Annotated in this window: 18 protein-coding genes; 8 read left to right on the top strand and 10 right to left on the bottom strand. The window is 49.5% G+C overall.

The window, feature by feature from the left end:
* Nucleotides 1-24: 24 nt before the first annotated feature.
* Together L0156_17015 and L0156_17010 are read right to left on the bottom strand one after the other, a co-directional pair.
* Nucleotides 25-705 carry a DUF4412 domain-containing protein gene (locus L0156_17015; protein MCI0604690.1) on the bottom strand — a complete coding sequence of 227 codons (681 nt, stop codon included), beginning with the start codon at nt 703-705 and terminating at the stop codon, nt 25-27.
* Nucleotides 706-707: 2 nt separating this feature from the next.
* Complete coding sequence (locus L0156_17010; protein MCI0604689.1) at nt 708-3,725, bottom strand: protein kinase; 3,018 nt, start codon at nt 3,723-3,725, stop codon at nt 708-710.
* A 251-nt stretch (nt 3,726-3,976) separates the two neighbouring features.
* Between L0156_17010 and L0156_17005 the strand changes: the two genes are divergently transcribed.
* Nucleotides 3,977-4,528, top strand: coding sequence for a Uma2 family endonuclease (locus L0156_17005; GenBank protein MCI0604688.1), 552 nt, complete (start codon nt 3,977-3,979; stop codon nt 4,526-4,528).
* Here the strand turns inward: L0156_17005 and L0156_17000 are convergent, their stop codons facing one another.
* Nucleotides 4,529-5,968 (bottom strand): menaquinone biosynthesis decarboxylase, encoded by a 1,440-nt coding sequence (locus L0156_17000; protein MCI0604687.1) that lies wholly within the window; start codon nt 5,966-5,968, stop codon nt 4,529-4,531. It abuts the gene before it with no gap.
* 83 nt (nt 5,969-6,051) lie between these two features.
* Complete coding sequence (locus L0156_16995; protein ID MCI0604686.1) at nt 6,052-7,350, bottom strand: HEAT repeat domain-containing protein; 1,299 nt, start codon at nt 7,348-7,350, stop codon at nt 6,052-6,054.
* Nucleotides 7,351-7,601: 251 nt separating this feature from the next.
* Here L0156_16995 and L0156_16990 point away from each other — a divergent pair, with 251 nt between their 5' ends.
* Genes L0156_16990 through L0156_16975 form a run of 4 tightly spaced genes read left to right on the top strand, consistent with a single transcriptional unit; the run spans nt 7,602 to nt 11,911 of the window.
* Nucleotides 7,602-8,117 carry a prepilin-type N-terminal cleavage/methylation domain-containing protein gene (locus L0156_16990; protein ID MCI0604685.1) on the top strand — a complete coding sequence of 172 codons (516 nt, stop codon included), beginning with the start codon at nt 7,602-7,604 and terminating at the stop codon, nt 8,115-8,117.
* 8 nt (nt 8,118-8,125) lie between these two features.
* Nucleotides 8,126-8,590, top strand: coding sequence for a prepilin-type N-terminal cleavage/methylation domain-containing protein (locus L0156_16985; GenBank protein MCI0604684.1), 465 nt, complete (start codon nt 8,126-8,128; stop codon nt 8,588-8,590).
* Between the two features lie 15 nt (nt 8,591-8,605).
* A complete protein-coding gene (locus tag L0156_16980) occupies nt 8,606-9,568 on the top strand; it encodes a prepilin-type N-terminal cleavage/methylation domain-containing protein (GenBank protein ID MCI0604683.1) in 963 nt (320 codons plus the stop codon).
* 21 nt (nt 9,569-9,589) lie between these two features.
* Nucleotides 9,590-11,911: a PilX N-terminal domain-containing pilus assembly protein gene (locus tag L0156_16975; protein ID MCI0604682.1), complete on the top strand. Its 2,322-nt coding sequence runs from the start codon at nt 9,590-9,592 to the stop codon at nt 11,909-11,911.
* A gap of 6 nt (nt 11,912-11,917) precedes the next feature.
* On the opposite strand, the gene L0156_16970 is transcribed toward L0156_16975, so the two are convergent.
* A complete protein-coding gene (locus tag L0156_16970; GenBank protein ID MCI0604681.1) occupies nt 11,918-13,585 on the bottom strand; it encodes a tetratricopeptide repeat protein in 1,668 nt (555 codons plus the stop codon).
* 211 nt (nt 13,586-13,796) lie between these two features.
* Between L0156_16970 and L0156_16965 the strand changes: the two genes are divergently transcribed.
* The 3 genes from L0156_16965 to L0156_16955 are packed head-to-tail and all read left to right on the top strand — an operon-like array spanning nt 13,797 to nt 16,262.
* Nucleotides 13,797-14,606, top strand: a complete 810-nt coding sequence (locus tag L0156_16965) for an inositol monophosphatase (GenBank protein MCI0604680.1) — start codon at nt 13,797-13,799, stop codon at nt 14,604-14,606.
* The gene (locus L0156_16960) at nt 14,578-16,011 is read left to right on the top strand and encodes an IPT/TIG domain-containing protein (GenBank protein MCI0604679.1); all 1,434 of its coding nucleotides are present in this window, start codon (nt 14,578-14,580) and stop codon (nt 16,009-16,011) included. The genes L0156_16965 and L0156_16960 overlap by 29 nt, the downstream gene beginning before the upstream one ends.
* Nucleotides 16,012-16,013: 2 nt before the next feature.
* Nucleotides 16,014-16,262 (top strand): hypothetical protein, encoded by a 249-nt coding sequence (locus L0156_16955; GenBank protein ID MCI0604678.1) that lies wholly within the window; start codon nt 16,014-16,016, stop codon nt 16,260-16,262.
* 58 nt (nt 16,263-16,320) lie between these two features.
* Here L0156_16955 and L0156_16950 read toward each other — a convergent pair whose 3' ends face one another.
* The 5 genes from L0156_16950 to trpB all read right to left on the bottom strand — a co-directional run bounded on the left by L0156_16950 (nt 16,321) and on the right by trpB (nt 20,460).
* The gene (locus tag L0156_16950; GenBank protein ID MCI0604677.1) at nt 16,321-17,058 is read right to left on the bottom strand and encodes a prephenate dehydrogenase/arogenate dehydrogenase family protein; all 738 of its coding nucleotides are present in this window, start codon (nt 17,056-17,058) and stop codon (nt 16,321-16,323) included.
* Complete coding sequence (gene aroF / locus L0156_16945) at nt 17,055-18,086, bottom strand: 3-deoxy-7-phosphoheptulonate synthase (protein MCI0604676.1); 1,032 nt, start codon at nt 18,084-18,086, stop codon at nt 17,055-17,057. The genes L0156_16950 and aroF overlap by 4 nt, the downstream gene beginning before the upstream one ends.
* Before the next feature lie 63 nt (nt 18,087-18,149).
* Entirely contained in the window at nt 18,150-18,512 is a 363-nt protein-coding gene (aroH, locus tag L0156_16940; GenBank protein ID MCI0604675.1) for a chorismate mutase, read from the bottom strand.
* Entirely contained in the window at nt 18,512-19,228 is a 717-nt protein-coding gene (trpA, locus tag L0156_16935; GenBank protein ID MCI0604674.1) for a tryptophan synthase subunit alpha, read from the bottom strand. Before trpA ends, aroH begins: the two co-directional genes overlap by 1 nt.
* On the bottom strand, nt 19,225-20,460 hold the full coding sequence (gene trpB, locus L0156_16930) for a tryptophan synthase subunit beta (GenBank protein MCI0604673.1): 1,236 nt from the start codon (nt 20,458-20,460) through the stop codon (nt 19,225-19,227). Before trpB ends, trpA begins: the two co-directional genes overlap by 4 nt.
* Nucleotides 20,461-20,580: the final 120 nt, after the last annotated feature.

Below are 20,580 nucleotides of genomic sequence, written 5' to 3'. Positions count from 1 at the left end.
CTCAGCACTTTAAACTTTGCTGAGCTACTGCTTTGGCATGCCAGGCATTTCCGTCACTGCGTAGCCGGCCGGGATTTCAAAAACGGAACCGGGGATCTCTTCTTTTTTCACGCTTTGAAGCTCGGTTTTTGAGTCTACCTTCTGTCCCAGCATGGTCATTTGCGTCTCTGTCACAACGGCCATTCCTTCCGGTAATTGGGCAGCATTATCTCCCAAAAACATTTTGACCATTCCTTCCGCGTAAGGCCGGAACGCTTCAAAATCTGAAGAATCGATGTCTTTGGTCAAACATTGTTTGGATGTCAATCCCATTCCGCCTGTCATGGAAATGACATAGTCGGTGCACTTAAAACCGTTCACCGTCCGGGTGTTGCCTGTATTTTGAATGTTCAACTTCGCATCTTTATTCATCTGCTTGAACATCGCTCCCGCAGCATTCATCATATCCAGACTCATCACCATCGCTTGTTTCTTTTCGTTATCGATGGTGTACACTTTCTTCGCAGCAAGGTCGAGTATTTGGTACTGCTTTACGTTGTCATGATCAATTCGTGCTTTGGTCCCTTTGATCTTCATCGTTTGGATTGCATTTGTGCCTGATTGTCCCATAACCGGTCCTGATGCCACTTTCTGAATGATGGTGGTGTCTGCAAAACAAAGAGTGGCCATCCCCAAGAATGCCAAAACTATGAAAAAGTGTTTCATTCTTATTCTCCTGAGTGTTTGTGCGATTCGTAACCTTTTTTTAAATCGTCCAATAGTTCTTTTAACGAAGAATAACGCTGATTTCGATCCTTTTCCAATGTTTTCAAAATGATTTTGTGGATCCAATCCGGAATGTCCGGATTCAGCTTCAACATATCGGGTGGCGGCTGGCTTAAGTGCTTCAAAACAATGGTCCTGGGATCTTCACCGGTGAATGGTTCTTCACCGGTAAACATGAGAAACATCAGGACACCCGTGGCATATTGATCCGACCGGCCATCTAGATCCTTGCCTTGAATTTGCTCTGGCGACATGTATTTCGGAGAACCCATGATCTGGCCGCTTGTGGCATCCACGTTGTCCATCGATCGAGCAATTCCAAAATCAAGAACATGAGGATTCAATGATTTATCAATCAACACGTTTTGCGGTTTTAGATCACGATGAATGATTCCTTGCGTGTGGGCCGCCTGAACGCCTTGCAGGATTTTGACGATTACGGCCAGCATCGATTTGAAGTCAGGCTTTCCTTTCTTCAACCAGTCATCCAGACTGATCCCTTCAATGTATTCCATGGATATGTAGCGATTCCCTTTGTATTTGCCGGTGTCGAAAACCTTTACAACACAAGGATGGGCGATCATTCGTGTGACTTTGATCTCGCGAAGAAATCTTTTTTGAATGACCGGATCTGTGCTGATTTCGGCGCGCAAAACTTTGAGGGCCACGATCTCATCTAGGTCGCGATCGCGCGCTTTGTACACGTGCCCCATTCCACCCAGTCCAATCTCTTTAATGATTTCGTACCTCTGGTTCAGAATCATCCCGGCGACAATATCAGCCACTTCCAGTTCATCCAGGATCATCTCGGCGTCTGCATAACGACGTTTGGGATCTTTATGTAAGCACTTCTGCATGATCTTCAACAGGAAAACAGGAACCGGCAGCGGATAAGTATCCGGAAAAGCCGGCGCTTGCTTAATGTGCTGCAGTTCGACGTCCTGGCCGTTGAAAGGTGCTTTTCCGTAGAGCATTTCGTATAGCACAATTCCCAGCGAATAGAAGTCCGTGCGCAAATCCACTTTCTGTCCCAGAATTTGTTCCGGACTTGAATATTGCTTTGAAATCAAAGTGCTTCCTTTTTCCCATTTCGCATCGATTCCAAAATTGGAAATTTTTATTTGATTGCCTGCAGCGCAGTAAATGTTTTCGGGACAAAGATTCTTATGAACGATTCCCCTTTTGTGAGCGAAAGCAAGACCGAGACAGATTTGGGAGACCAGCTCGCAAACTTCTGAAACTTCAATCGGCCCGTGAGAAAGCCGCTGCCGGAGCGTCGGACCCTCCACATACTCCATGCAAACAAAGTAGTAGTCCTCATCCTTTCCGCTGTCATAGATCGTCAGAATATTGCTGTGGATGAGACCGGAGACAATGCGAGTTTGCTCAAGAATATTGCGCGTGATGTTTTTGTCCTGTTCCGGGAATCGACGGATCAGACAGGGCCTTGCCAGAACTGTATCCATGGCCCTGTATAGTTTCCCGAAGGGATCCTTTCCAAGCTTTTCCATCAGCTCATATCGGGATGCCAGCATTCGTTTCATACCTGTTGGTGTGAACTCAGCGCTCTGAACGCCATCTAATAAATTCGAAGTCTTGATCCGCTGAAGCCGCTTCAACGTATCGCTGAAATCCAGATCGACTGAAATGATTTTTTCGTATATCTCGCGTGCCTTGGAGTATTGCGCCGCCTTTTCATACGCAAAGGCCAGACCGTAATAAGTTTCAATATTTTTTTTAGATAAAGGTTGGTCCCGAATCGCTTCCTTGAATTTCTGCTGGGCCACCGAATACATCTCCATTTGTGTGAAGAGTTGTCCCAGCAGAATGCAGGCTTCCGAATAGTCATCGTCTTCGGGATGAATCTGCTGAAGAATCGAAATCGCGGGCTGAATATTTTTTCTTTCTATTAAGAGTTTTGCGGCACGAATGCTGCCACCCGAGCGGATCAGACACTGGATCGCCTGATCCACCATATCCGCCTCTTCATAATAATGAGCCGCTTGTTCGAAGTTCTTTGATTTTTCGAATAATTGAGCTGCCTTTTTGAAATCCTGTTGTTTTAAATTAAGTTCGGCCGCTTTCGGATAATCCTCGAGCATTTCATAGTAGTAGGCAGCACGTTGATAATCCTCGGCCCGTTCAAATGCTTCGGCGGCTCGCGGCTTGCGGTCGATCTGCAAGTAAAGTTCGCCGGCTTGCAGGAAATCGTGTTTTTGAAAACAGATATCCGCCAGTAGTTCTTTGTTCGTGAGACGGTCTTCCAGACGGGACAGCAGCTGGTATGCTGACTCATAATCATGAATCCGGTAGTAAAGCTCCGCTGCTTTTTCCCATTGATTCGCCAGGGAATAACACTCAGCCGCCTTCGTGTAGTTTTCGTTTAGCTCGAAAGCCTCAGCCGCTTTTTCGTACTTCTTGTACCGAAGGTAGAGAGTGCCCGCCGCATGACCCACTCTCTGCATCCTCGTGCGGTGACTCTGAATGAAGCCCTTCTCCTCTCTTTCTGCATAGAGTTGTTTAAATCGCCGGAAGTAAACATCGGCGGCGCGCTCATATTTTTGCGCCTGCACAAAAAGATGGGCCGCGCGGTCGAGCAGATCAGCTTTTTCCGCCAGAAAGGCCGCACGGGGGATGTCCCCCGCTTTCTCAGCCATTTCGGATGCCCGCAAAACATCGCCATTTTTTTCAAACATCGCTGATGCTGTGCGGTAATCCTTCAACCGGCTGCTGTAAATTTCGGCAGCATCGGAAATTTTTCCGGCTTGAACGTAGTACTTGGCCGCTTCTTTCCACTCCCCGCTTTTTTCAAGCATGCGCGCCGCGAGAGAGTAGTGTCCGCCCTTTAAGTACATCTCCATGGCGCCCTTTTCATCCCCGGCGAGATAAAAAAAATCACCCGCCTTAGAGAAGTCCTTTTGACGCCTCGCCTTTCGTGCTTCCTTCAAGTAATCGGACATGTGCTACTCAGCTTGGTAGGGATAGAAATCGCGTCCGGGCGTAAACCACATGCATGCCCTTCATTTTAACATGTCAACGGAACGCAGGCTTCCAGCCTGCCAACGGAGCGAAGGCTTCCAGCCTGCATCACACGCCGCGGGCATCTTGCCCGCAGGTGCCGATTTTCATGAAAATTTTCCTTCCACCTTCTATTGGCATTACAGTATTGTGTTTGTTTACTTCAGGATGAATTATAATTTAGATGTAAGATATGTTAACAACCCGCATTAAGATGACTTATCACGACTACGCAATGCTGCCGGACGATCAGCGCTATGAGCTCATCGATGGAGAATTGCTGATGACACCAGCCCCTACAACGCCGCATCAAAGAGCATCTGGCAACTTATTTTCTTTGCTTCGCGAATACATCACTAAAAGTGATCTTGGTGAAGTCTTTTTCGCCCCGCTTGATGTATTACTGTCCGATCATGATGTCGTTCAGCCGGATCTTCTTTTTATTTCGAAAGAGCGAATGAACATTATTGGCGAAAAGAACATCCAAGGCCCGCCCGACCTGGCAGTGGAGGTTGTTTCCCCCACCCACAGGGAAAGAGATTATTTTGTTAAGAAAGATTTGTACGCTCGCTACGGTGTTCGAGAGTACTGGCTGCTCGATCTGCAAAAAAGGTGCATAGAAGTTTTCAAACTTGCTGAAAGCAAATACGAGCTGGTTGGCATCTTTTCGGAATCAGACACGCTATCGACTCCATTGCTGCCCAATCTGAATTTAACGGTGTCTGCTGTATTCCGCGGTCTTTAGTTAGAATCCGTACTCTTTCCAGCGTTTGGTGACGAGGTCTTTGATTTCGGGACTCATCATAATCTCTTCAGGCCAGGGGCGCGTGAATCCTTCCTCTTTCCATTTGCGCGTTGCGTCAACGCCCATGTGGGAGCCGTAGCCCATCAAACGTGAGGAATGATCCAGTACATCGATTGGTCCCATCACGAATTCAATGTCTCGTTCGGGATCGATGTGATTCAGCGCTTTCCATGTGACTTCGCGGACGTTCTGCACATCCACATCGTCATCCACCACCACAATCACTTTTGTGAACATCGCCTGGCCGAGTCCCCAGATTCCATGCATGATTTTGCGCGCGTGTCCTGCGTAGCGTTTTTTGATGCTTACAAACATCAAGTTGTGAAAAATTCCTTCAAAGGGCATGTGCATGTCTACAATTTCCGGAAACTGTTTCTGGATCACAGGCAAAAACAAACGCTCGACGGCCTGGCCCATGTAGTCATCTTCTTGCGGAGGCGGCCCTACAATGATGGTTTGATAGATGGGATTATTTCGATGAGTGATGCACGTCAAATGGAATGCGGGATACAAATCTTCGAGCGAGTAGTAGCCGGTATGATCGCCAAAAGGGCCTTCTACTCTTAGATCTTCAGCCGGGTCTACGTAGCCTTCCAGCACGATTTCAGCATGCGCGGGCACCTGCAGATCCACCGTTTCGCATTGGACCAGCTCTACCGCTTTTTCGCGAAGCAATCCGGCGAAAAGCATCTCGTAAATATTGTCCGGAAGCGGAGCAATCGCGCTGAATGTAAGAACGGGATCGCATCCGATCGCGATCGCAACTTCCATCCGTTTTTTTTCAGCCAGATATTCTTGATGGTGCGCCGCCCCGTGTTTGTGCAACTGCCAGTGCATTAAGAGCGTGCGATCGTCCACTACCTGCAAACGGTAGCAGCCACAATTGTGTTTGCCGGTTCGCTGGTTCACCGTAAAAACGAGTGGCAAAGTGATGTAGCGGCCGCCATCTTTGGGCCAGCATTTTAGAATCGGCAGAAACTTCACCGAGGGATTGTCGTTTAAAATGACCTCCTTGCAGGAACCAGACTTGACGATCTTCGGAGCCATCTGCGCGATTTCAGTCAAGCGCGGGATGAGCTTGAGCTTATCCATCACGCTCTCCGGTTTTTCCAGCAGCTCGAAATACTTTTCAAAGAAAGTCTCGTACGAGCTCAATCCCAGTGCAGCAAGCATTCTTGCTTTACTGCCCAGCGCATTGATGAGCACCGGAATATTGTAGCCCTTGGGATTTTCAAAGAGCAGGGCAGGGCCATTCTGCTTGGAAACACGATCGGTGATTTCCGCGATTTCAAGCTCCACATCCACCGGAGCTTGAATGCGCTTCAACTCCCCCATTTCTTCGAGCGTTTCGATAAATTGCCGGAGATCGCGATAAGGCATAGGTAGACTATTATAAGCGAAGTAGCGCGGGCGTCCCGCCTGCGTCAAAGTAGCGCGGGCGTCCCGCCTGCGAAGAGCTTGGGCTAGCTGTTTTGAATCCTCCGCAGCTTTCCTACCGCATGCGTTGCGGCTTGTGCGACTTTGATCTCTTTTGCTTTTAGATACGGTTCGATGTAAGGAATCGCCGAAGGCTGTTGCATATTCCCCAGAAGGTCAATCAATAAAACTCTGAAATCGTTGTCAGCCCCTTTCAGGTATGCAGCAACCGCAGGTACAGCGCGCGACCCCAGCTCAACGAGATAAGTCTCGGCCTGGGTCTGGTAATCGCGTTCCTTTAGGTTCAACACAAGGGTGTCGATGTAAGCAGATTCACCAAGCGTAAACAGACTGAAACTGATGGCCATTTTAACGAACCGGCTTTTTTCGCGCTGGAATTCCAGCTGGAGTCTCTGAACATGATTGCTGAGACTCATCCTTCCAATCGCTTCTATGGCCGAAATTCGCAGAGCTTTGTCATCCGAATCGACGTATTTCACCATCAGTTGTTCGTAAGCAGGATCTGCAATCCGGCTGATCGCCTGCAAAGCGGCGCGCCTGTAGTCATCATCATCGGAATATTCGAAAAGCTTTCCCAATTCCGGTAAGGCCTCGTGATAGCGGAGTTGTCCAAGAACCCGCGCAGTATCGATCACAACATCATCTTCAGAATGTTTAAGTAGAGGAACCAGATGAGGTCCGGCTGCCGGATCTCCGATGTAACCAAGAGAGCGCACCGTGGTGCGGGTCATTTTGGTGTTCGGAGACTTCAGGTAAAATGCGAGTCTTGGAACAGCCGATCGCGCGCGAAGCATTCCGAGTGTGGCTGCTGCTTCGATGCGGTTTTCCGATTCCTTTTGATCCAGAACGAATAGAATCGACTCGACTGCTTCCGGATCCACTTTCATCCAAGGTTCAACAAGCTTCACTTCCGGTGGATCGAACAACGAAGAGACGCTGGTCCATATTTTTTGCAAGGATCCATGTTCGTGACTCGGAATGTACACTTCAGTCAAAAGGTTCATCGCTTTTTCCTGCGCTTCTCCTTTTGTGTTTCGAACGGCGCGACTCAAGTATGAGACTTGTTGTGGATGATGGATTTTTCCCAGCGCTTCCACGACAGCCATCTGAACCTTTGGTTCCTTATCAAGAGTGGCCTGATCCAGGGCTTCCAAACCCAGTTTTTCGCCGCGATCCCCCACTTCCTTTGCAGCTTCTTCCCGCACTTTGGGGTCCTGTGCTTTTAAGTTTTGGATCAGCTCATCTGTCGAGAGCTTTTCTGCGGCAAAAGACGGAACGGCAAAAACAAAAGACAATACGACAATTATTAATGTAGCTAACCTCATCTCATCCTGCTCCAGTGTAAATTTGCGTTTATTTTAGCATGTTTCATCCACGCTGGTTGCCACATCTCCGGATTGACAATTGTGACAAAAAGTAGCAGAAGGTTGAGAGCAATCGCTCCCAGCGCCTCAACGATGGTTTTCAGATTCGCGCGCTAAATCACATGTTAAGAATGATTTAGAGTGAGTTCCTGTCATGAGGTACGATCTTTGCATCTTGACGCGAAATCAGTCAGTTTATGGGGGGGGTGGATTTGCTAGCACCAAAGAAACATCATCGCGGCTACACCATTCCTGAAATCCTCGTAGTCGTAGGAATCATCGCACTCCTTGTTCTGATTGCGATTCCTCAATTGTTGAAACTCTTGCACGCATATGAGGTTCAATCTGCAGCATCGGGATTTGCCGTACATCTGCGTTTTGCTCGCAACGCAGCCGTAAAGCAAAAGCTAAGATATCGGATCTTGATCGCTGAATCCCCGGACAACGCTTATCGTTTGGAGCGGGAAACGAATTACGGCAGTGGTGACTATGCACTCGTCCCCGGACTTGGCGCTGATCAGAAACTGGTTGGTGGTGCGCGGTACATTGCCCTTCCATCCGGTATCACGATTGAACCGGCGAGCACTGACGGACCGATCGTATTTAACTTTCGAGGCGCAAATGACGGTGCCACGACATACAACATCCTTATGGAAACAACGGATGTTCGCTATACCATCACTGTTACCCCATCCGGTGGTATCAGCACGTTAAGGACAGTACTTTGAGGTTTGTTATGAAAAATGATGGTTTTACTCTTGTCGAGATTTTGATATCGATGGCCATACTCGCAATTGCAATTATTGGAATTATCGCTGCGTTTCCGCAAGCTCTTAAACAGGTCGCACAGTCGGAGCATATTTCTACGATCAACCATCTGGGACAGGCGAAACTGGATGAGTTGCGAGGTCTGCCCTGGAACGATAATGATTTGCTCGACGGAACTCATCCATCCACCGGTTTGGGTGATCCTGCGGCCATTGAAACGGCCGATAACTATACAATCATCCCGGGTAGCTATTCGCGTGGATGGAGGGTTACGGACATTGATAGTGGACTAAGAAAACAGGTTAAGGTAACGGTTGGATACCTGATTTACGACGATGCGGGCAATCTTATGAGCGCGCCAACAAAAATGTATGGCCCACAAGCCATCCATATGAGAACCGCCGACTTCACAATGATTCTGACTCGTCCATAAGCCATGAGGATAGCAATGCGGAAAACAAATTTGAAGTATTCCAATCGAGGATTCACACTCATAGAAGTGCTCGTGGCCACTGTCGTTCTTTTGCTGGTGTTGTTAGCCGTTTATGAACTCTTTGATCAGGGACGCTGGTTGTACGTGGGTACGGAGAATCAAGCTGCCAACCTGCAAAATGTTCGGATCGTATCGGAGAATCTGGAACGGGATCTGCGGATGGCAGGCGGAGGAGTGCCGCTCTCGGTAAGCACCGACACAAAATTTTGGACGCCGATGATTTTTACGGCGGATAAAAGTGAAATTTTTTTCCACGCTGACATAGACAGCCGTACCACTCTGTTTACGGCAGATGCGGCAGCTAACAGCGTTACGGTGGAAGATGCCGCACTTGTGTGTCCCGAGGCCGCCTGGCCGCTTGTTTTCTATGACTCGGACGCCAGGAAATGGCAGTCTGTTCAGTGCAATTCGTTTGCCGGAAGCACGATTAATTTCAGCCCGGCTGCTGCCATCTCTTTTCCAGCTGCTTCCTCAACGGTTTATTCGCCGGAGACCGTGTTTTACCGGCTGACCAATGACTCCGACGCAGATGGAGTTTGCGATGATGTGAATGGCGACGGTATTTTGTGTACTGCGCCTCCGGACCCCGACGGAACGGATTTTGGCGGACGCGACTTTCCGTTCTGTTCCATCGAAAGAGCCGTGGTCTTTGGCAACGATCCGACCACTGATCGTGATGACACAGCCGCCACGTTTGAAACGCTGGCAAGCAACATCTGCGTTTTTCAACTTGCCTATTTCCAGACAGATGGGACACCAGTAAATGGCGGCACATTTCCCGTAACCGGCGGATTCCTGCAGGGAATTCATCGAGTGACGTCAACGATCACTTCAAAGTCCAGATCGAGCCAGGGGCCGGGAAAATATCAGGAGATCACTTTAACGTCTGATATTCTTGTCCGGAGCGCCAAATACTAACGAATTAGAAGGAGACATGTCATGCGACAAATTGCGAATTTGAGTAAGCGAGTTTTCAAGAGACTCACTAAAATGGAGCAGGGGGTTGCTCTTATCGTAAGTTTGGTAATTGTGCTGGCTCTCGTGTTGCTCGGATTGTCTCTTCTAATGATGAGCTCAACGGATCAACTGGTTTCTGTCAACGAACAGGATGCGACGCGCGCACTGGGTTATGCAGAAACGGGATTAGACGCCGTCAACCGCCTGGTGAAACATTTTGCTGCGGCTTCTCCGGCTCCTGCGAGCTTGACCGAGCTTCTGGCTGGGGTCGACAAAGTCTCGAATAACGCCGATGATCATTATCCCAACCTCGGTGTTTATGCTTCTATTGGAATTACGGCCACGTTTCGAACGCTTGACACGACAAAAGGTATAACTGACTTCACGACTGGTAATGAGCAAACATTAGCCGGTATTGGAACGGTCGATGGTGTCAGTTACGAGGTCTTTCGAATTGGCGAAGACACGGACAACGATGGCAATTGGGATGGACCACGTGGTCATATCTTCGTAAGACTGGATGACAACTACGATTCAGACGCTGATCCCGAGATAGATACCGATTTTCGCATGCAGGTCGGTGTAATTGCAGACTATCCGATCTATGTCAATAGTGGAGGTGTTATGCAGGCCTCTAACATCAATCAGCGCGGTACTGCTCGCCGCCGCCTTTTTGGAAGATTTGAACCGGCGGGACGCACTGCAATCCGCACGGACGGTGATCTCACAATCGCCGGCGACTTGGAGGTTTGTGGAGCTTGTGGTGGAGTTCATGCAAATGAGAACCTGATCGTTGGTGATGATCCTGGTGATGCGTTATCAGTCTGCCAACAAGCTTCAGGAACAATGAGTGCTGAGGTTGTGATAGGAGGTACAGATGTTCGCGGCGGCGTGATGACACAGGGAGAGGTCTTTATCCCCGTTATTAACCCGTATGACAATCGGTACGTGCCAACTCCCGATACATTCAACGTAGCAGATGAGAATACTTATCAAGATTATCTGGAATGTCCAGGGCCGGATGTGAACGATGCAAACTATCTAGCGTTGGATCCAGGCGCTTCGAAGTACTTCGCCCTTGTGCTAAGGAAAGTCAGCGGCTCGAGTTTTATGGATGTGTACAAAGCCTACTGGGATACGACAAATAATCATTGGGTGTGGAGGTTGGTTGACAGCAGTGATGATAGTACTGGCCTTGATTTGGAACTCGATAATTGCGGTCGGGTCGTTTCCGGGACTGTGCGAGGCTATGTTCTCGATGCTGATCCCGCTCCGGCCGCTGGTGATCCTTACTGGGGGGCTGGCGGTCGACCTAACTGGGTGGGGGTTGGCGTAGATGACGCTGGAACAAATGAGTTTTACGATATGAAACCCGAAAATGGAAACCCAGGCAACTATGATCTGCGCAATCCTGCCTGCGATGCCGACGAAACTTTGACGACAGTAGATTGGAACGATTATGCTAGGACCAACTGGGACCGCATCAAAGATAACACGGATCCATTTAACGGAGATACGGATCTTGATCCACCTGCCGTTCTAACGGATTGTTCTGTAGGAACAGAAGACTATTGTACGCCGACACTCGCTGCAACCGATCCGATCTTGCCCGGAACAGTCGGAAATAGTGGTGCATTACCAGAACCAAACAATCCTACAACAGATGGCAATCGCGATTTCATCTATCAAGACGCATTGGAAGAAGGCAGGAACACTATTACCAAGAAAGGCGGCCAGGAGATCTATTCTCCACTTTGGGGTTCGGTCATTTTTTATTACGGCAATCTGGACCTCAATGGTGGCAGCGAAATCAAGTACGTAAATACTACTCCGGCTCAGGCTACAGCTGATTTAACAACCATTGAGGATCGTTGGCGAACTACCTCCATCGTTTTCGGGAGTATCGACTTTTCAGGCAACCCGATCTATGGTCCCGCCAGCCCAGATTTTCAGGTCTTGTATGTTGCGGGACGAGATATTGAAATGAGCGGCACGGTTGGCGGTGGGCATGGGAATCAGGATCAGTGTCCCGACATGAGTCCAGGATCTGATTGCTTGGCGGTGCCCGGGAATGCCGCGGGCTATGAAGGTCTGATCATGGCTCATGAAGAAATCAATTACGTCGGTAATGTAACCGTGGATGGTTTGATCATAGCGGAAGACGCAGCAGAATGTGCTGACGTGCAGCAGGATGGATCCGTTGTGACGGGCAGCGTGCAGGTTCATTACGATTGCAATAATCCGGCCGATCCCTGGGGCAATCGTTCCGTTCAGCTCACGGCCTGGGAAGAAGTCCAGCAGTAATCGGTTTTATCTGTCGACTTTGCGCAATTCATCGAGCGCTCGTTGATCGCCCGACCGCACTAATTTGCGAATCGGCAGAAATCGTTTATCCCACTTCTCGGCTTCTAGAAGAATTCTCGTTGCTTCGCCGGGCCGTCTGAGGTTCAGGTAGGAATAGCACATCATTGCAACAAGCTGATGTGATTCGCGGCGGCTGGGATAAATCTGAACAAAATAGGAGAGCGCCTCCTCATACTTCCCTTTGCGATACCGGATCATACCCAATCCTGTCTTTGCATCTATGAAATCCGGATCAATTCTTTGCGCGTTGCGAAAACTATTTTCAGCGGCATCCATCCGTCCTAATTCCAACAATGTGAATCCGAGTCCGGTGTGCACCAGAGGTATGTAAGGATTCATGGATCGGGCCGTCAAATATTCCTGTAGAGCGGCATCGTACTGTCGAAGTTGAAATAGAACGAAGGCAAGATTCAGGTGGGGCCGGTACTTTTGTGGCGATTTCTGAACGGCGTCTGCCCATAGGCTGATCCTCTTTTCCCACACCAGATTTCTTTTCCATGTGGCTGCAACGTAGAACAGCAACAGGCAACAGAGGGCAAGAGGAACCAGACGGTTACTGGGCGTTCCAACGTGAATCAAATAGGCCACGCACGCGCAAAATCCAAGCATGCTGAGGTAGGTTCGGTGTTCAGCCATGAAATCATTGAGGGGTACAAAGGACGTGGAAGCCAGGTTCAGGAAGAACCAGATCCCCCAGAAGAAAAGCCACCGGTGATTTTTTTTTGCCTTCCAGAACACGAACAAGAGAAACAAAACAGCCAGCAATGAAAGAAGAAACTTCCAGTGAATCAGGTTCAGCGGCTCAACATAGTGGTCCACGTTCAACGGGATCGGAAAAATCGCGAGGTAGAGGTATCGCAGCCACACGTACATTTCTGTTGCGATGTAAACGGGAACAGGATGAGGGCTACCGTGCGAGACTACCCATTCAAAATAAACGCGAAAGATCACACCGCACGCGATCAACAAGAGCGTAAGGCCATGAAGAATTGCGTGTTTTCTTACGGACTCCTTTCCGAAGAGCGCGTAGTTATACAAGAGCGCGGCGGCCGGAATCACCGCGGCTTCTTCTTTCGAAAACAAACCGAGCAGAAGAAACAAAACAAATCCAGCGACTCTAAACCACCCTCCGTTCCTCAAATAGGCATCGAAACACAGCAACGCAGCCAGATAAAACACGGAGCAAAGCAAAACAGGGCGGCTTGCAATGTAAGAAACAGATTCTGTGTTGAGCGGATGAACCGCAAATAGTGCGGCGGAGAAAAAACAGAGCAGGAGGCTCGGACTGAAGCGGCGCAGGAACCAGTAGAAGAGTCCGGTTGAAATGAGATGAAGTAAAAAGCTGAAAACGTGATACGAAAATGGATCTTTCTGGCTGATCTGGAAATTAATGGCATAAGTCAACAGAGTCAACGGACGAAACGGCTCGAATCGAAGCACGTTTCTCCATAGGGAGATATCTCTCAGAGCAAAGTTGAACCGGATCAAACGGTCATCATCGAACTGAAACTCGCCATGAAAGGAATTGTAGTAAGCGAGAAAGGAGAGAAGGCCAATCAAGAGCAATGCGAAAATGTCTTTTCGGCCGGCTGGTAGTGGCAGAGCATTGTCCATATATCTGGCAAAAGCTTGTTGGCTGCAAAACCTTATACATCATTTAATACTTGTTGATAAAAGACAATGCTCTGCTATCACAGGATGCAGAGCATTTGCGAGCAAGAAGTAATGTTCGTGCTGGAACAGGTATTGTGAGAAAACAAGTTCCTTCAAAAACAATGGCAAATGCTCTGCCACTACAAGCTGTAAACTACAGTACAATAGCGGCATGAAACTGCAAGCATTTTTGCGTGACTTGCTTTTGCGAGCCGGAAACCGTTTGCAAAAACAGTACGGCCGTGTGAAGAGCATTCACTACAAAGCGGGAGCGGTTACAAATCTGGTGACCAATGTGGATCGCGATGTGGAAAACTTTGTCAAGGCGCAGATCCGGAAAAGCTATCCGCATGACAGCATTCTTGCTGAGGAGTCTCCGGTAGAGAATCGCAATTCTTCGCGAAAGTGGATCATTGACCCGCTGGATGGAACAACCAATTTTGCTCACGGGTTGTCGTTGTTTTCCATTTCCATCGGCGTGGAACTGGAAGGACAGGTTGTTGCCGGAGGAGTGTATGATCCGATTCAAGAGGAGCTCTTCTTTGCAGTCAAAGGCAAAGGAGCAACTCTGAATCGAAAAAGGATTCAAGTGTCAGGCGCAAATAAATTGGAACAGTCTCTTCTGGTTACCGGTTTCCCTTACGATATCCATGAGCATCCGGAAAACTCATTGCCTTATTTCAACGCGCTGATTCAACGCGCGCAGGGTGTGAGACGATTGGGCTCCGCGGCCCTGGATCTCTGTTATCTGGCGATGTCTCGCTTCGATGGATTTTTCGAGGTGTTCTTGAATCCATGGGACACGGCCGCAGGGAGTCTGATCTTGCGCGAGGCCGGTGGCGTGATTACTGATTTTAAAGGAGCGCCGTATTCGATTTATCAACGTGAACTGGCGGCCAGCAATGGTTTGATTCACGCGGATATGATTGAAGTATTGCAAAAGGTCAAGAGGAATGGATATCGGATCAGTCAAGCTCGCTAGTTTTTTTCTGATCCTGAGCTCAGTCCTTTTTGCTCAGGATACAATCCGCCGTAATTTTTCCTGGACACTGGAAGGGCAAAACGATCCTATTTTGCAGGTGAAAAATGAATCGGACAAAGCGGTGACTGTCGAAATCCGTTTAGTATTTCAGGATGACATCTATCGCTATCCAGTGGATCTGGAAATTCCATCCGGAGAGAATGGTTTTCTGCGAATTCGTGAGGCCCTGGAACGGCTGGGCCGCCGATATAACGATCTGCTTCAAATGAGTGCAGGCACTTTGCAAATTCAGTTTGCCGGAGACAAGGAGCAGGTGGAAGCTTCGATCGTGAACCTCAACCCCAAAATGGGCGTCACGGGTGCCAAGTCGGGCGGCGGTCAAGCGGCGCCTGTCATTCAGTCGATTGAACCGGAGTCCGGATCTCCTTCGGGAGGAACAGTGGTAACGATTGCCGGCGAGAATTTTACCGAATCAACAACTGTAAAATTCGGCGGAATTTCAGCGATGCGGAATCTGCAATCCAGCGATGTTCTGATCGCAATAGCGCCGCCCCACAGCTCCGGGCCGGTGGATGTGGAAGTCAGCAACGGCAAGAACCGCGCCGGCCTTCGCAAAGCGTTTACGTATGCGTCTGAAAATCCAGTGATTGCTCGAGTCGATCCTGACAACGGACCTGTGACCGGCGCAACGATCAGCATACGGGGCAGAAATTTTCAGCAGGGCGCGAAGGTCCTGTGGGACCGCAAGCCCCTTCCGTCAAGATTCATCAATGCCCAGGAACTCTCAGCAACCGCTCCCGCGCACCCCAGAGGTTCTATTACTGTAGAAGTAATGAATCCTGATGGGACACGGTTCGAGCTTGAAGACGCGTTTCGATACGCAGGCGCGCCACGTGTGATCTCGGTTCAGCCCCGAATGGGGAGTCCGGAGGGTGGTTATCAGGTTACCGTGACCGGGGATAATTTCGATCCGGGTTGCTCCGTGCTTTTTGGCGGCTCTTACGGTGAAACAACTTTCGTGAATCCACGCGTGCTTGCAGCCGTCGTTCCGAACGGTGATAGCGGTCCGGTGGATATCTCGGTTACAACGGAAGAAGGGGAGTCGGACACGTTGCAGAATGCCTTTCTGTACAACAATCCTCCCACGATCCTATCAATAACCGCGGATCCTAATCCGATCATACGAAATACAACAACTACTATTAGAGTAGAAGCTGATGACCCGGAAGCCGGGGCGTTGGATTATGAATACCGCGTGGCGCAAGGACCGGGAAGCGTAACGGGCCAGGGGAGGACCGCCGTCTACAACTCTCCCAATATCACCGGAATAGCAGTAATTCAGGTGACAGTATATGATCAGCATCGCGCGAAGGCGCAACAAAATCTGGAAATCCATGTGGAGTAATTATGGAAGAAGCACCCATCTTAAAAGTAAATTTCGGCAGATATCTTAAACCGTGCGATGCGCCCTGCTCATTCTGTGGCGTAGACATTCCAGGGAAGGCCGGGTTTCTTCTGAAGATTCAGAATCTAACCGCGAACACGTTGAATGAAATCCATCTCTGCACAAAGTGCATGGAACACAGCCGCCAGTATGAAGCCGAAGTGGACTCGTCCATGAACAATCCTCAGCTCTCCATAAAATTAGGTTTTTAAACAAAGTAGCGCGGGCCTCTGGCCGGCGAATCGCGGACGAGACGTCCGGGCTACTTTGTTAAGATGCTTTTTTTATCCAACCTTGCAACAATTTTTTCATTTGCTTTGCGCTGTGTAGAATATTTTCGTGATTCGATTCCAGGAAAGTGTTCAGGAGTTGCGGGGAAGTGTTTGCAAGCCGGGTCATTGAATGAAAACCGGGTCCGCGGAATTCATCAGGCACCTTGGTACCCATCTTTATCAACAACCCTGCGAGGAACGCGGGAAAATGACTGGTCACGGAAACGGATTGATCATGTCTCTTCGGATCCACAGTTACTGGACGCGCCTTGAGATCGCGCACAAGCTCTTGAACAATTCTTAAATCATTTCGAGAGGTGTTTTTGGCCGGGCACAAAAAGAACGGAGCATTTTCGAACAGACCGGCGCGCCAACCTTTTTCTCCTTCAAACTCGTTTCCCGCCATAGGATGACCGCCAACGAATCGCAGTTTGCGGCGGTCAGCAAGCCGCACCAGCTTCTCCTTTCCGCTGCATACGTCCATCAGAAGTTGTTCCGGACTTGCCTGATTCAAAAAATCCACGGTGCCCTGATAGTGCAGGCAAACGATGACAAGATCTGCATCGCAAGCAGCTTCCCAATTTTTGCCGGCATGATTCAGATGAGACTTCATCAAACGGAGCCGTTTTGCTGAAGAATCGATGCCACTAATGGAATAGCGCGCGCGTTTTCTCCGGAGTGTTAGAACGATGGAACCGCCGATTTGTCCGAGTCCCACGATTGCAATTTTCTTCATCGCGTTTTCCAGAGACGATCCCTTCCTACGGCGGCAGCAATCGCTTTTAACTCACGCATGAGGTCGGCAAAGCCTTCAAAATCGAGGCTCTGCGGGCCGTCGCTTTTGGCTTTTTCCGGCTGTCCGTGCACTTCCACCATGATCCCATCGGCTCCCACTGCGAGGGCCGCTTTCGCGAGCGCCGGCACCAGACTCCTTTTTCCTGCTGCATGGCTTGGATCCACAATGATCGGCAAGTGCGAAAGTTCCTTGATCACGGGAACTGCGGAGATATCCAGCGTATTTCTTGTGTAGGTTTCAAAAGTGCGGATGCCTCTTTCGCACAACATCACTTGAAGATTTCCGCCTGAAAGGATGTATTCACTGGCAAGCAAAAATTCTTCGATGGTCGAAGAAAGACCGCGCTTGAGAAGAACCGGTTTCCGCGCTTCCCCCGCAGCCTTCAGCAACGAAAAATTCTGCATGTTTCGCGCGCCGATTTGCACAACATCGGCATATTCACAAACCATGCTCATTTCGGATGCAGACATCACTTCCGTCACCACAGGCAATCCTGTTTTTTCGCGAGCTTCGGCCAAGTATTTCAATCCTTCTTCACCCAGTCCTTGAAAGCTATAGGGGGAAGTTCGTGGTTTGTAGGCGCCGCCGCGCAGCATGTGCGCTCCCTGAATCTTCACAAATTCCGCCACTTCCAAAACATGATCGCGGGATTCAACAGAGCAGGGTCCGGCGATGATGAGAAAAGATCCGCGCGCGCCAACATCGGAGCCATTGATTCGAAGAACGGTATCCTCCGCATGAAAATCACGGGAAGCCATCTTAAAAGGCTTTGTGATCCGGATCACTTCTTCAACACCGGAAAGATCCAGCAACAGTTCTCTGGAAATATGTGAGGTTGATCCCAGCAGCCCGATGACGGTCCGCTCTTCACCCCGCGAAACATGATACGGAACGCTCCATTCATCCAGTCTCTGAATGACATCACCGATCTGTTTTAACGTTGCCGCATGGTTCATTACCACAATCATAAAAACCTCCTGAAAGTAGCTCGGGCGTCCTCGCCTGCGATCTACGCAGACGAGACGTCCGCGCTACCAACGCTTCAAATCCGGACGCAGGGAAGCAGCACCACCCAAGTACTGATGACGGATTTCCTCCTGCTCGCGATCTGTTTCAAACAAAATGAGAACTCTTAGGATTCTTTCCAGCGCTCCGGAAACGGGAATCTCAAGACCACACAGGAAGGGAACCAGGTCCCATCCGAGTTTTGCCCGAACGCCGGCAGGAAACGCCGCATTCAATTCAGGCGTAACGGTAAAGAAGACAGCGCTTACATCTTCCTTTCGAATCCGATTGGAATCGATCAAGGCGTTCATCAGTTCTTCCGCCGCACCGATGATGTATTCTCTTTCGTTTTCCGTGACTTGAATTGCTCCTCGTACACCTCTGATCATCACGCGCTCCTGAAGCTTTCGTAGAATTGACGAAGTTCTTCTACATCATTAGAGTCAATAAGTTCGATAATTTTCGAGCCCACAATGACTGCATCGATAGCTTCCCGGTAAGGATCGATATCTTTCACGTTTTTAATTCCGAATCCCAGAGCAACAGGCACGTTCGTTTGTTTTCTAATTTTGAGCGCCTTGTCTCGAACCTGTTCCGGACTGTGAATGGATGCGCCGGTGATTCCTTTTAAAGAGAGCAGATACAGAAATCCTTCGGCGGTTTGAGTGATTCGCCGCAAGCGCTCCTCGCCGGTCAAAAGAGAAACGAAGGAGATCCAGGCCAATCCGTGTTCTTTAGTAACACCACGCCATTCTTCCGATTCTTCAAAAGGAACATCCGGAACAATCAAATATTTCGCGCCGCAATCGGTGCACGCTTGCAGGAAATCTGCCCGGCCATAAGCCAGGATCGGATTGGCATAGGACATTAGAGCAAGCGGAACGCTGGATTTTTCATCATGCAGTAATTGAAACAAAGAATCCAGTGAGAATCCCGTCGCCAGCACTTTCGACGAAGCGGTCGCAATCACCGGTCCATCCGCCACGGGATCCGTGAATGGAATTCCGATCTCAATAGTGTCCGCGTATTGAACGGTCAGATCTAGAATCTCTGCGAAGCGCAACCGGTCCGGATAATCCGCTAAAAGATAAGGGAAGAATTTCATGAACCCTCCTCCGCTGAGGAGTAGCGCGGACGTCCCGTCTGCGTCAATCTCGCAGGCGGGACGCCTACGCTACTATTCTCCGCGACGATGCTGAGATCCTTATCGCCTCTACCGGAAAGGTTGACTACGATCGCGCCATCTTGTTTTTCCAGCTTTTCGAGATAAGCGACCGCGTGACAGGATTCCAGGGCCGGCAGAATTCCTTCGCAATCTGCCAGTGTATGGAAAGCTTTTAGAGCATCCTGATCCGACACCGTTGTGTATTCCACGCGTCCTGTCTCTTTCAGGTGGCTGTGTTCCGGACCCACGGCGGCGTAATCCAATCCCGGAGCAACAGATTCCGTATCTTCAATCTGACCCTGCGCGTGCTGCAACACATACGTGTAGGCGCCATGCAAAACTCCGGGCTTGCCCCGTTTTAAAGTGGCCGAATGGTGTCCGGAGGCATCGCTTTTTCCGCCCGCTTCGACTCCGATCAATCTGGTGTCCGTCTTCAGAAATGCAAAGAACATTCCGATTGCGTTGGAGCCGCCTCCCACACACGCAATCGCAACAGAAGCCTTTTCGCGATGTTGTTCCAGCTGCTCAAGAGTTTCTTCTCCAATGATCTTTTGGAAATTACGAACCATCATGGGATAAGGATGAGGGCCAACCACCGATCCGATCAGGTAATGGGTGTCGTCGACATTGGAAATCCAATCCCGCAATGCTTCATTGATTGCATCCTTTAATGTTTGAGAACCTTGATTCACCGGACGAACTTCCGCGCCAAAATATTTCATCCGGCGTACGTTCAGCTGTTGTCTTTCCACATCTTTTGTTCCCATGTAAACCACGCAATCCAGGCCCAACCGTGCGCAAACAGCTGCGGTTGCAACACCGTGTTGGCCGGCTCCTGTTTCTGCCACAATTCTCTTTTTGCCCAGGTGCGATGCAAAGAGAGCCTGCCCGATGCAATTATTGATTTTGTGCGCGCCGGTGTGGCAAAGATCTTCCCGCTTTATGTAGATCGGACCGATCCGGTATTTTTCGGTGAGGCATTTTGCGAAGTAAAGCGGCGTCGGACGGCCCGCAAATTCTTTCAGTTCACTCGATAACTTTTTCTGGAATTCCAGAGAAGCAGCGACGCCTTCGTAATCCTCTTCCAGCTGCAGAAGCGCCTCCATAAGCGTTTCTGGAACGAAACGCCCGCCATATTTTCCAAAATATCCTCTGCTATCGGGCAAGTTCATGATCCCTTCACCGCCTTCATGAATTCGCGAAGTTTCTTTTCATCTTTGATTCCGGGCTCTTTCTCCACCCCGCGGGCAACATCCACCCATTCCGGCCTGCACAGCGAAATAGCTTGCGAT

Source organism: bacterium, from assembly GCA_022616075.1.
In the GTDB taxonomy this organism is placed as follows: domain Bacteria; phylum Acidobacteriota; class HRBIN11; order JAKEFK01; family JAKEFK01; genus JAKEFK01.
This window is presented reverse-complemented; position numbering and strand designations above follow the sequence as displayed.